Source organism: Candidatus Enterococcus huntleyi (genome assembly GCF_009933175.1).
Lineage (GTDB): Bacteria > Bacillota > Bacilli > Lactobacillales > Enterococcaceae > Enterococcus_K > Enterococcus_K huntleyi.
In genome coordinates this window covers 47,339-60,225 of record NZ_MAEJ01000009.1, presented here as the reverse complement: position 1 = coordinate 60,225, position 12,887 = coordinate 47,339, and the positions used below count along the sequence as shown (strand labels likewise).

Sequence of the window (12,887 nt, the reverse complement as noted above, 5' to 3'; positions counted from 1 at the left end):
TTATGATGAAAAAAACAGCCATGTGGAAAACCAGTATCCGTGAGATATGGCAATCAAAAGCTCGCTTCTTCTCGATACTAGGAATTATATTCTTGGGCGTCGCTTTTTTTGTGGGGATTGGCGCTACTGGACCAGATATGATTCAAACCGGTGATCGTTATTTTCGCGAACATCAATTAGCGGATACAACAATGGTTTCAACTCTAGGCATTGTCGATAAAGATATCGAGCAGATAAAAGAGTTACCTGAGGTTCTGACAGCAACCCCACAGTATACAAAAGATGTGAATATTACAGAAAAGAATAGTGTTATCCGCTTCTTTGGTTTCAATCAGAAAAAGCCGGGACTTAATCAGTACATCGTTCAAAAAGGGCGGTTACCTGAAAAAAGTGGGGAAATTGCTTTAGATAGCCTAGCGCAAAGAAGAGGAAGTTATAAGCTTGGTGATTCGTTTACCTTAGAAGACAAAGATGATACAGAAGGTGTCTTCAAAAAAGATACCTATAAAATTGTCGGTTTTGTCAAATCGCCTGAGTATATCGAAAATGCTTCACGAGGCAACACGAATGTGGGGACTGGATCGATTGATTTTTTTGCAGTAATACCAGAAACAGATTTAGATTTAAGTACTTATAGTCGAGTCTTGATTCGCTATAAAAACACAGAAAAAATGACGGCCTATTCAAAAGAATATGAGGCACGTGTTAAAAAGAATGAAAAGGCGCTTAAGCAGCAGTTGAAAAACCGACCTAATGAGCGTTTAAAAGAAATTCAGACGGAAACAAAAGAGGAAATTGAAGAAGCCCAAGAAAAGATTGATACGGGCGAGAAAGCATTATCTGATGGCGAAAAGAAGCTAGCGGATTCAAGAAAAGAATTAGAAGAAGGCAAGAAAAAGCTAGCCGCTTCTCAAACAGAACTGAATCAAAAAATTGCCTCCGGACAAGCAACAATTGATGAAAATCAAGTGACTCTGGATGGCAATCAAGCAACCTTAAATCAACAAACAGAAACTTTGAAACAAAAGAAAGCTGAATTAGCAGCAGCTGAGCCTCAAATTGAGGAAGCAAAACAAACCTTAACTGATTTGACAACGCAACAAGCAGAGTTGCAACGAACAGCTGGTCAATTGGATAGCGCGTTGTCGACTTACCAAGTGATTGAGGGCTTATTAAAGCAAGTTGAGGCGGGTGCAGATGAGGAATTTACAGCGGCACTTGAGCAAGTCTTAGGTAGTTTATCTGGACTGCTGACTCAAATTGATGCCTCGCCCGAATTACAAGCAGCGGTTAATCAATTGTCTCAAACTATGAGTGAAGCTGACTTGGCTCGCGTTTTACAACAAGTAGAAGTCTCAAAGAACACCTTAGTTCAACAACAAAAAGAATTGACTGCGGGATTGCAACAAATCCAAACTGGCATCATAACAATTAACCAACAGGTTGAAGCTTATAACGCTGGACAAACGCAGATTTCCACGGGTGAGTTACAACTACAAATGGCTCAACTTCAATTGGACAATGGGCAGGACAAGCTGACTACGGCGCAGAAAGAATTGACGGCAGCCAAAAACGCTGGACAGACGCAAATTGACAGTGCGAAAAAGCAGTTGGACGAGGGTCAAAAGGCCTATGAAGAGGGTCTCAAAACTTTTGAAAAAGAGAAAAAAGAAAATCAGCCGAAACTGGATGATGCCAAGAAGAAAGTGAAAGATGCTGAAAAAAGAGTCGCAGACTTAAAGCCTGCTGAACTTATTTTTAGCAGTCGAAACGATAATCCTGGCTATACTGAGTATAAAGAAAATGCTAATCGAATTTCTTCTTTAGCGACCGTCTTTCCGATTATTTTCTTCTTAATTGCCGCTTTGGTTAGTTTGACGACAATGACTCGAATGGTTGAAGAAAAAAGAAGTGAGATTGGGACGTTTAAAGCGTTGGGATATAAAAATGGCGAGATTGCTCAGAAGTTTTTACTGTATTCATTCTCGGCTGGACTGACTGGTTCAATCGCAGGTTTAGCTTTAGGCTTCTATTTGTTCCCTTCGATTATTTTCAGTGCCTATGGTCAAATGTATAATTTAGACGGCTTTCAGACACCGTGGTATTGGTCCTATTCATTGATTGCGATTGCGGTGGCCCTACTTTGCACAGTAGGTACGGCTACTTTAGTGGTGCGTATTGACTTATTCAGTACCGCAGCGAACCTCTTGCGACCAAAAGCGCCTAAAGCGGGACAAAGAATTCTATTGGAGCGAGTGACGCCTGTATGGAAACGACTTAACTTTATCCAAAAAGTAACAATGCGGAACCTATTTCGTTACAAACAACGTATGTTGATGACTATTTTGGGAATTGCCGGTTGTATGTCGATGATTATTACCGGTTTTGGGATTCGTGATTCTGTCTCAGACGTGGTGAATGTTCAGTTCAATAAGCTGTGGCATTACCAGGCGATTGTAACGTTTAACGAAGATGCTTCGTCAGAAGAGACGAAAGACTATCAAGCAGCAATCGACAAATTAGATAATTTTCAAGATAGTCTATTGTTGAGTACCGAAACGTTGACACTTTCTGAAAGTGGAAAAACAAGCCAAGATGTGAGTGTTTATGTGCCAATGGAACCAGAAAATATTAGCAAGTTTGTCTTATTTAATGACCGTGAAACGGGTGAGAAATATTCTCTATCTGATGATGGTGTAATTATTAATGAGAAGCTTTCTAAGTTATTCGATCTGAAGGTGGGGGACACGATTGAATTAGCTAATAGTGATAAAAAGAAATTCAACGTGAAGATTTCGGCCATTGCGGAAAATTATACCGGACACTTTGCCTACATGACCCCAACTTATTATGAAAAAATCTTTAAAAAGAGCCCTGTCTACAATTCAGATATTCTCCTATTTACGAAAGATCTAGGGAAAGAGACAGAAAATTCGATGGCGCAAGAGCTGATGGATAATCCCAAAGTCATCAACGTTGCTTTCTTAACACAGTCGATTAATGCCTTAGATGATACAATTGGGAGTCTAAATATTGTTATTTGGGTATTGATTATTTCGGCGGGCATGCTAGCGTTTATTGTGCTATACAATTTAACGAACATTAATATTTCTGAGCGAATCCGCGAATTATCAACTATTAAAGTCTTAGGATTTTATGACAAGGAATTAATTATGTATGTCTACAGAGAGAATATTATTTTAACTGCTTTAGGGATTTTTGTCGGCTTGTTCCTTGGAAAATGGGAGCATGGCTACATTTTACAAACAGTAGAGGTGGATATGGTGATGTTCTCCCCAGAGATTCATTGGCTCAGCTATGTCTATTCTAGTCTGATTACGATTTTGTTTACCTTTATCGTAGGTGTCGTAATGTATTACAAGTTGAAAAAAGTTGATATGATTGAAGCACTAAAATCAAATGAATAATCTGAAATTTATAGGGTGGCTTCGGCAAGCAATTTCGTCGAAGCCACGATTTCTCTAGGTTTTTACTGAATGTCTTGGTAGAATAGAACTAGGACAGAGGGAGATGAGAAAATGGATGGGATTTCCTTGGAAACGATTTACTGGTATATCTTAATTGGTAGTGCAGTAATTGCTTTAGTCTTGGTTCTATTTGGGGACATCTTTGATTTTGATGGGCCAATTGATCCGATGCTTGTAGTACCCTGGTTTGCTTTTACTAGTTTATTTGGTTATTTAGGTGAAAAACTGACGAACCTCAATGGTGTACTTATTTTGGCGGTCAGTATTATTCTTGCTAGTGGTCTCGTTTTTCTTCTCAATTTTTATGTGCTGGTTCCCATGAGGAATGCAGAATCAACTATTTCAACCTCTGAGAAGGAATTGGAAGGTCGAATTGCAACTGTTGTAACGACGATCCCAATACAAGGGATGGGTGAAATTCAGATGAGAAGTGTGACAGGCTCGGTCAATCGGCCAGCAGCATTTTACACTGGACAAACGCAAGATGCTCATCAAGGATCAAGTGTCTTAGTTATTGAAGTGAAAGACCGGATTTGTTATGTAGTTCCTTATGAAGAAACGCTGACGCTTTAACAAAGTAAAGGAGAGATTAAAAAAATGGAGATACCAGTTATTGTTATACCAATCGCGATTGTTGCCTTCATCTTGTTGATGCTGTTGATTGTTTTTGTGTCAAAATATCAAACAGCGAAACCAGACGAAGCCTTAATTATTAGCGGAAGTTATTTAGGTTCAAAGAACGTTCATGCGGACGAAAGCAAGAACAAAATTAAAATAGTACGTGGTGGTGGGGCATTCGTATTGCCTGTATTCCAACGCTCAAATCGAATCAGTTTACTTTCAAGTAAGTTAGATGTATCAACACCAGAAGTATACACAGAACAAGGGGTTCCCGTGATGTGTGATGGAACATCTATCATCAAAATCGGCTCATCTGTTGAAGAAATTGCGACAGCAGCTGAACAGTTCTTAGGTAAAACACGTGAAGAGTTAGAAAATGAAGCACGCGAAGTATTAGAAGGTCATTTACGCTCGATTTTAGGATCAATGACTGTCGAAGAAATCTATCAAAACCGTGATAAGTTTAGTCAAAGTGTGCAAGAAGTTGCCTCTGTCGATTTAGCGAAAATGGGTTTGATTATCGTTTCATTTACAATTAAAGAAGTTCGCGATAAAAATGGCTACCTTGATTCATTAGGGAAACCAAGAATTGCCCAAGTTAAGCGTGATGCGAATATTGCTGAAGCGGAAGCTTTGAAAGAAACTCGAATTAAAAAAGCTCAAGCAGAAAAAGAATCTCAAGAAGCGGAATTGCAACGTCAAGCAGAAATCGCTGAATCTGTGAAAGATAAAGAATTAAAGCTTGCTAATTACAAAGAACAACAAGATATTGCCAAAGCGAAAGCCGATCAGGCCTATAATCTTGAAAGTGCGCGTGCACAACAAGAAGTTATCGCACAGGAAATGGAAGTTAAAGTCATTGAGCGTCAAAAACAAATTGAGCTAGAAGAAAAAGAAATTATCCGTCGTGAGAAACAATACGATTCTGAGGTTAAGAAAAAAGCCGATGCCGATCGTTATGCTAAAGAGCAAGAAGCTCAAGCACAAAAGGCTAAAGAAGTGGCTGAAGCCGAAGCGGATCGTTTCCGAGTAGAGTCATTAGCGGAAGCCGATGCTAGCCGGACACGTTTGGCGGGTCAAGCGGAAGCTGAATCTATTTTAGCTCGAGGCTCTGCGGAAGCTGAAGCAAAACAAAAAATTGCCGATGCCTTTAAAGAATACGGCGAAGCAGCTGTACTCAGCATGGTAATCGAAATGTTGCCTCAATTAATGAAAGAAGCAGCACAACCATTAGGCAATATCGATAAAATTTCGGTGGTGGATACTGGTTCAGGTGGCGAAAATTCGGGAGCGAATCGCATCTCAAATTATGCGACTAACTTGTTAGCCAGTACGCAAGAAACATTGAAAGAAACTACAGGCTTAGATGTCAAAGAACTCATCGAAAACTTTTCGAAAAAAGGAACAAACAGCTCAGTCAATCTTTATGAAACACCTAATAAAGACGAAGAATAAGCGTGGGGCCTGTGTAACAGTCAATAAATAATCAGTAAAGGTGCCAGAAAGCTTTTAATAATTAGCTTTCTGGCACCTTTTTTGGTAATAGTATTTATATGGGGTGTTTTGTCGGTTCTATCGCTTTTATTTGAGTAGCACACACTTAGATGAAAGCAAGTGTACATGAACAAATATAGAAGTGTATATAATAGATAAAGTGCTAATCTCAAATATAGAGAGTAGCCCAATTGAGAAAAATAGGTGAGTACAAATCTGTCACTGATTATTTGTAGCTAGTTTTCTGATGTTATTTCAAGTATAATTAGCACCATCAAATAACAGAAAGGGGATTTTTATGCGCATCGGACTTAGAACGGTTAAAACGGCCGTAAGCGCGGCTTTGGCAATGATTTTAGCGAATGCTTTGCAGTTACTGTATGCACCAGCGGCGGGAATTATTGCTGTTTTAAGTGTCACAAATTCTAAAAAGTCCTCTTTACAAACGGGGATTTATCGACTGCTATCATTGACACTGGCGACTGGACTGGCGTTCATTTGTTTTTCAATTTTAGGTTATCAACCGATTGCTTTCGGCTTTTTTTTATTGCTGTTTATTCCGTTAGCCGTTTTGTTTGGTTTGTCAGATGGGATTGTTGTGAGCTCTGTCTTAGTCACGCATTATCTAGTTGAGGAGTCTATGAGCTGGTCTCTGATAGCCAATGAATATCTACTCATGATGATTGGTGTCGGGCTGGCTTTATTGGCAAATTTATATATGCCAAATTCTGAAAATCGTTTGAAGGAAGACCAACAAATTATTGAAACGATGTTTCGAAAATTACTCACAGAAATGTCTTTATACTTAACCCAAGAAATCACGGAGCAAAAGCTAGTTGAAAACTGTCAAGGATTGTTGACTTTCATCCGAGAAGGGCAACTGCGTGCTCAAACCTATCAAGAAAATCAGTGGGTGGGTCGGGATGTCTATTATGGTTCTTATTTTGCCATGCGACGTTCACAGATTAGTGTCTTGAATGATATGATTCAAAGCTTAGATAGAATCGAGATTGTCGATATTCAGGTAGCAAAAATCGTCTCATTATTAGAGTACACTGCGGAAACCTTCGCTGAGGAAAATGACGGCAAAGAAATTTTGGAACGAATCTTTGAAGTGTATGAAGAATATAGGGAAATGCCTTTGCCTACCAGTCGTGAAGAGTTTGAAAATCGAGCAGAGCTATTTCAATTTTTGCAGTCTTTTAGAAGTTTTATTGAAATCAAAGCAGAATTTGCTCAGAAACTTACGCTTATCGATTAAGATACATACAATTAAGAAGGCAGGTAATACTGTTAGCCACAATAAAATAGATACAAAAGAAGAATGTCCCTTATTCTGTTCGTGTAACAGAGAAGAGACATTCTTCTTTATTATAATAATTAGTAGTGAATCGCGTTACTGAGCAGCCCAAGCTTTTTGCATATCATCCAGAATTTGGATGACGTCAATAGTCAAGTATAGGGATTTATTTGGCTTTGTTCCTTCGATGAAGGCGACCATATTTTGAATCTCATAATTCATGGCTTCTTGTGTATCACCAGACTCGATAAATTCTTTCGTACCATCATTATAGTAGATTTCGGCTTTGTCAGCACGAGGATATTCTGGAACCGTGATATAACCATTTTCAAAGGCAACGACGCCGAGTTTCGGCATTTTTGCTTGGAAAGTCAGGGTGATTGCTGCCATCTCATTTTTATTATTGCGCAGAATAGTCACAGATTGTTCATCCACTCCTGTTTCAAAAGGTAACACATTGGATGCGATGACAGATGGTTGAGCGTTTAAGAAGTAGCGAGCAAAGGAGACTGCATAGGTACCGATATCAAGTAAGGCGCCACCAGCTAAATCTGGGTTGAAAAAGCGATTTTTAGGATCAGGTTCTTTATAGCTACCAAAAGGAGCTTGGATCATTTTTAGTTTTCCAAGTTTTCCAGAATCAGCTATTTCACGCAATTGTTGATACAAAGGCATATTGAAGATGGTCATTGCTTCAGCTAAGATTAAGTTATTTTTTTCAGCTAATTGAACAGCTCGTGTTAATTCAGCTTGATTCATGGTGATGGCTTTTTCACATAATACGTGCTTGCCAGCTTCTAATGCCGGTAAGATATAGTCAATATGCTGACGATTGGGAACGGCAATATAAATGATATCGATAGTTGGGTCCGCTAGAAGTGCGTCATAGCTACCGTAAGATTTGGGAATTTGATAGTGCTTTGCAAATTCATCTGCTTTTTCTTGTGTTCTGGAAGCAACAGCAGTTAATTGACTTGATGAGTGATTAAAAGTTTGTGCAAATTGGTGGGCAATTTCTCCTAGACCCACAATTCCCCAATGATAAGTTTTCAAAATAATCGGCTCCTTTAAGAATATTTTTTTAATGACCAGAAAAATCAAATAAAAAGGTACCTATTTAGTATAGCAGAAAAATGGCTTCTTACACTTATTCACGACCTGAAAAAAGCTGGAGTATAGTTGAAGAGTATGGGTAAAAAGCAAGTAATTGAAGAGAAAAAGGGGAATAGTCATCAATTTTTATAAAAAAAAGGAAAATAAATTGAAAAAGGATGATTTTTCATCAATTGTTAAGTACAATACATTACGAGGAGGGATAACTATGCATCGTGTATATATTGATATTATTATCAGTGCAATTATTGAACAGTATGGAACAGAGGCTTATTTTTATCAAGAACAGTTGCAAATCGAAAAGGATTATTGGGAAGCCTGGAAAGTGGGGCAACGAACTTTTTCTTCTGAGATGATGCAAAAGGTTAAGAATTTATTTAGTGATTATGAATGGATGCTGATGAATAAAGTATTACGACAAACCGCCCTTTTTCCTGAAAAAAGAAATTTAGCAGTGGCTGAATATAAACGATTAAAAACGAAAATTGCTCAAAAATGGTTGCAAGCAAAAATAGGGGATGTCGAAATGATTCCCTTTCAAACTGAGGTCCAAAAAGAGCGAGGATTTATTAATTTGAAAGTCAGCATTCACTACGATGAGTGGGGCTATGATGATAGTGTCAGCTTCCGACTACCGGCGAATATCCAGAAACAAATTGAAGGATCACCTGTCGAATTATTGGAATGGGTCAATGAAAATTTGGAAGAAACTTATATTAAAAACGACCAAGGAAAATAACTTGAAGGGATACAAGTCGTGAGTGAGAACAAACAAATAGTTGCAGCAGTAGGGTTATTAATTATCTCGTTGTTCATTTTTTTTAAGGTGACGAATACGGATAATTCAGAAAAGACGCTAGATTCAACCATTGAACAGGCTCAATCGGCGTCAAAAACCAACCTACCGTCTAGCGAAAAAGGCACAACAGAATCTACAACAAGTACGACAAAAAAGCAAAAAAACAAAGAGACGAGTCAAACAACCGTAACCAAGCAGCAGGATACGGAAAAAACGAAGACTGCTGAATCAGAAACAACGGATACGACTGAACAGGTCGCTGAAAAAAAAGTAGCAAGTTTACTAGAACAGCCTGAAGAACAGTTCAAGGATCTTCCTAAGGTCTCGAAAAATGACTGGAATCTAGTCTTAGTCGGTCCCAATCATAAACTGAAAACAGAAATTCCTGATAGCCAATTAACGACGTTAGCGAATGGTTTTGAAGTGGATAAGCGAATCGCTAAAAGCTTCGAAGAGCTAGCTGCGGCTGCCGAAAAAGCTGGCTATCCGTTGGTGACTATCTCAGCCTTTCGTTCAGTTGCCTATCAAGAAGAAGTTTTTGAAGAGGGAGTCTCACAAAATATGAGTAGACTGGGGCTCTCTGAAGAAGCTGCTATTAAGGAAGCCAAGAAAACGATGACTGAGCCAGGCTTTAGTGAACACCATACGGGACTTGCTTTGGACGTGGTAGATGAATCGTGGAATAAAAATTATGTTGGCGGATTGCTTGATGCACGCTTTGGAGAACAGCCGGGTGCAAAATGGTTGGCCGAACATGCAGCTACTTATGGCTTTATTATCCGTTATCCTAAAAATCAAGAAAAAATTACCGCGATTACTTATGAACCGTGGCATATCCGCTATGTTGGCAAAGAAAATGCCGAATATATAGAGAAAAATAAATTAACACTAGAAGAATATCTCGATCGTTTACCGTAATTGTAGTGCACATGCGCATTTTACAATCGATTTACCTTCACTCATGTCACAGGCTTAGGAGCTAGAACAATTAAAACTAAACAAACACTCACTTCACCTAAAACACTTTTCGGCATATTCGCCGTCTGTATTATACTTGTCGTTTCATTTTTAAGTATTACAGGTAGATTTGATCAAAAGAAATCTACACCGACTGTGGAAACAACTGAAAAGAAAACGGAAAAGGTTAAGAAGGAAGCAAAAGAAGCAGCCGTTGCGGCAGATTTACCTAATATTTCAACGAGCGACTGGGCGTTAGTACTCGTTGGACCTGAGAATAAATTAACAACAGAAGTTAATGAAGAAAACTTGGTGGCTTTGTCTAATGGCTATGAAGTTGACAAACGGATTGCCGATAGTTACGAAAAGATGTCTGAAGCAGCGACAAAAGCGAATCACCCGTTGGTAATTATTTCAGCTTTTCGCTCAGTAGCGTATCAACAAACTGTTTTTGATCAGGAAGTCAATGTAATCATGTCTCGAGATGGGCTTGATGAAGAGGCAGCGATTGCGGAAACCAAAAAAACGGTGACTGAGCCAGGATATAGTGAACACCATACAGGCTTAGCAGTCGATGTTGTAGACGAATCGTGGTATAATAACTATCCCAAAGAAGTATTAGAAGAGGGCTTTGGGAAGCAACCTGGGGCACAATGGTTAGCTGAAAATGCACCTGAATTTGGCTTTATAGTCCGTTATCCTAAAGGGAAAGAAGCAATAACCAAGATTGATTATGAACCATGGCATTTAAGATATGTGGGGAAAGAAAGTGCGAAGTATATTACAGAAAATGACTTAACGCTGGAAGAATATCTTAAACTGTTCTAAGAATAGGAGTCGTATGAGCACACGAAAAAAATATAAAAAGAAAAAGCAAACGGTCGGCATTCCAAAGCTTTTGCTAGGATTGTTGTTAATTGGGGTAGCGTTTGTCTTTTCTTTGAAGAGTTTAACTGCACCATTAATTGAATCAGAGTCGCTAGATCAAACGGAGATAGTCACGATGAGTCATGAGGAATTTATTAACCGTCTGGTTCCCCATGCCCAAGAACTACAAGAGGGTTACGGTGTATTGCCAAGCATTATTATCGCACAAGCTATTCTTGAATCCAATTGGGGGCAAAGTTCATTAGCCAGTCAATACAATAATTTATTTGGTATGAAGTCATTTGGCAACGAGAAGAAAGTTAATTTGGAAACGCGAGAATATGTAAATGAAGAATGGATAGTCATTCAAGGTGATTTTAAGGTTTATGACTCATGGGAAGCTTCAATGGATGATCATACTATGCTATTCGTTAATGGCGTGACTTGGAATCCTCAACAATATGAAAAGGTGCTCTTGGCAGAAAATTACAAACAAGCAGCGAAGGCTTTACAAGAGGGTGGCTACGCAACAGATCCAAATTATGCCCACAAAGTTACGGAAGTAATCGAAACGTACAAGTTAGACCAGTACGATCGACGGTAAGAACGGACAATTTGTCTCACAAAGTGCCCGATTGAAAGGGGTCGAAAAAAATGGCAGAAAAATTTGTTCCAGAAATTACGACGGAGTTAAGAAAAGATATTGTACGCGTTCCTGAGGTTATACTACAAGCAAGTGGTATTCGTGTATTTGGCAAAAAAATTCGCTCAATTATCTTTACGACTGATATCGCGATTGTCTGTAATAACAATGCGAACGCAGTGATTGCTGTCTATCCTTTTACGCCGCATCCGGCCATCACGAAAGGAATTATCGAAGCCGCAAATATTCCAGTCTTTTCTGGAGTTGGCGGTGGCTTGACGCAAGGAACACGTTCAGCCTATATGAGTATGTTTGCCGAAGCGCAAGGCTCGATTGGCGTCGTCTTGAATGCGCCGACACCGATTGAAACGGTTCGACAAGTATGTGAAGTTGTAGATATTCCAGTGATCAGCACGGTCACTTCCATCTATACCCCGATTGATGAAAAGCTTGAGGCAGGCGTTTCAATCATCAATATCAGTGCAGGGAAGAAGACAGTGGAAACTGTGGCCTATTTCAGAGCAAAATATCCAGAATTACCGATTATTGCTACCGGAGGGCCTACCGATGAAGGTATTTTGGCCACAATCGAAGCTGGCGCCAATGCCATTACCTATACACCACCGAGTAATGGGCAGTTATTTAGCAAAAAAATGGAGAATTATCGTCAAAAAGAACAGAAAGAAACCGAATGATTTTTCTTTTTTTAGAAAAAATATTAAGATTTTTAAAAAGCAAGGGCTTACAAGCCTTGCTTTTTTTTGTAATTAAATAGATAATAGACCTATCTTTTTAAAAATGTTTCACTTATATATCGTCGAGATAAGGTCGACAGTCTCTACCCGACACCGTAAATGTTGGACTATAAGTAAAAAACGTGTTATTTGTGCACCTTTTTTGCTTACGCGAAAGAGGTTTTTTGCTTATTTTAAGCAGAGTCTGTAATAACGGACGGTTGAAAAACTATTTGTTATGCTGATTGCTTTATTTTTTCGATAACTAAATGGATAGGAGAGAATGAAATGAAAGAGCTAGTGGAGCGTATCAAAAAAGACGGACATATTTTGGGTGAAGGTGTCTTAAAAGTTGATAGCTTTGTCACACACCAAGTAGATCCTGTGTTGATGGAACAAATGGGGCAACGTTTTGCTGAAGTATTTAAAGATGCTGGAATTACCAAAGTTGTAACAATCGAAGCTTCAGGAATTGCACCAGCTGTTTTTGCAGCAAAGGAATTGAATGTTCCGATGATTTTTGCGCGAAAAGCTAAAAGTTTGACAATGGATGAGGAGCTATTGACATCCTCTGTATACTCTTTTACGAAACAAGTGACGAGCACTGTTTCGATTTCTAGAAAGTTTTTATCAAATGAAGACAAGGTCTTAATCGTTGACGACTTTTTAGCGAATGGTCAAGCAGCTAAAGGGTTAATCGAGCTCTGTCAACAGGCGGGAGCTGAAGTCGAAGGAATCGGGATTATCATTGAGAAATCATTCCAAGATGGTCGTCAATTGATTGAAGATATGGGCTTGAAGGTCGTATCATTAGCGCGAATTGCTTCATTAACAAATGGAGAAGTAGAATTTCTTGAGGGGGACGCATAGT

At 39.0% G+C, this 12,887-nt stretch carries 11 protein-coding genes and 1 riboswitch; of the genes, 10 read left to right on the top strand and 1 reads right to left on the bottom strand.

The features are described 5' to 3' along the window. Nucleotides 1-2: 2 nt before the first annotated feature. The 4 genes from BAU15_RS06530 to BAU15_RS06515 all read left to right on the top strand — a co-directional run bounded on the left by BAU15_RS06530 (nucleotide 3) and on the right by BAU15_RS06515 (nucleotide 6,864). Nucleotides 3-3,428 carry an FtsX-like permease family protein gene (locus BAU15_RS06530; protein WP_337247991.1) on the top strand — a complete coding sequence of 1,142 codons (3,426 nt, stop codon included), beginning with the start codon at nucleotides 3-5 and terminating at the stop codon, nucleotides 3,426-3,428. A 111-nt stretch (nucleotides 3,429-3,539) separates the two neighbouring features. Further along, the gene (locus BAU15_RS06525) at nucleotides 3,540-4,061 is read left to right on the top strand and encodes an NfeD family membrane protein (protein ID WP_161841934.1); all 522 of its coding nucleotides are present in this window, start codon (nucleotides 3,540-3,542) and stop codon (nucleotides 4,059-4,061) included. 24 nt (nucleotides 4,062-4,085) lie between these two features. Continuing rightward, the gene (locus BAU15_RS06520) at nucleotides 4,086-5,564 is read left to right on the top strand and encodes a flotillin family protein (protein ID WP_161841933.1); all 1,479 of its coding nucleotides are present in this window, start codon (nucleotides 4,086-4,088) and stop codon (nucleotides 5,562-5,564) included. A gap of 337 nt (nucleotides 5,565-5,901) precedes the next feature. Further along, nucleotides 5,902-6,864, top strand: a complete 963-nt coding sequence (locus BAU15_RS06515; RefSeq protein ID WP_161841932.1) for an aromatic acid exporter family protein — start codon at nucleotides 5,902-5,904, stop codon at nucleotides 6,862-6,864. Nucleotides 6,865-6,999: 135 nt separating this feature from the next. Here BAU15_RS06515 and BAU15_RS06510 read toward each other — a convergent pair whose 3' ends face one another. After that, the gene (locus BAU15_RS06510; RefSeq protein ID WP_161841931.1) at nucleotides 7,000-7,956 is read right to left on the bottom strand and encodes a Gfo/Idh/MocA family protein; all 957 of its coding nucleotides are present in this window, start codon (nucleotides 7,954-7,956) and stop codon (nucleotides 7,000-7,002) included. 268 nt (nucleotides 7,957-8,224) lie between these two features. On the opposite strand from BAU15_RS06510, the gene BAU15_RS06505 reads away from it, so the two are divergent. From BAU15_RS06505 to BAU15_RS06480, 6 genes are all read left to right on the top strand, one after another. Continuing rightward, on the top strand, nucleotides 8,225-8,755 hold the full coding sequence (locus BAU15_RS06505; RefSeq protein WP_161841930.1) for a hypothetical protein: 531 nt from the start codon (nucleotides 8,225-8,227) through the stop codon (nucleotides 8,753-8,755). A gap of 18 nt (nucleotides 8,756-8,773) precedes the next feature. Further along, nucleotides 8,774-9,733, top strand: a complete 960-nt coding sequence (locus BAU15_RS06500; protein ID WP_161841929.1) for a M15 family metallopeptidase — start codon at nucleotides 8,774-8,776, stop codon at nucleotides 9,731-9,733. Between the two features lie 69 nt (nucleotides 9,734-9,802). Further along, entirely contained in the window at nucleotides 9,803-10,600 is a 798-nt protein-coding gene (locus tag BAU15_RS06495; protein ID WP_420022121.1) for a M15 family metallopeptidase, read from the top strand. Between the two features lie 13 nt (nucleotides 10,601-10,613). Next, nucleotides 10,614-11,243, top strand: coding sequence for a glycoside hydrolase family 73 protein (locus BAU15_RS06490; protein WP_161841928.1), 630 nt, complete (start codon nucleotides 10,614-10,616; stop codon nucleotides 11,241-11,243). Nucleotides 11,244-11,293: 50 nt separating this feature from the next. Further along, nucleotides 11,294-11,977 carry a beta/alpha barrel domain-containing protein gene (locus BAU15_RS06485; protein WP_161841927.1) on the top strand — a complete coding sequence of 228 codons (684 nt, stop codon included), beginning with the start codon at nucleotides 11,294-11,296 and terminating at the stop codon, nucleotides 11,975-11,977. A gap of 92 nt (nucleotides 11,978-12,069) precedes the next feature. Beyond that, a riboswitch (purine riboswitch) is annotated at nucleotides 12,070-12,167 on the top strand. 137 nt (nucleotides 12,168-12,304) lie between these two features. After that, a complete protein-coding gene (locus BAU15_RS06480) occupies nucleotides 12,305-12,886 on the top strand; it encodes a xanthine phosphoribosyltransferase (RefSeq protein WP_161841926.1) in 582 nt (193 codons plus the stop codon). Nucleotide 12,887: the final 1 nt, after the last annotated feature.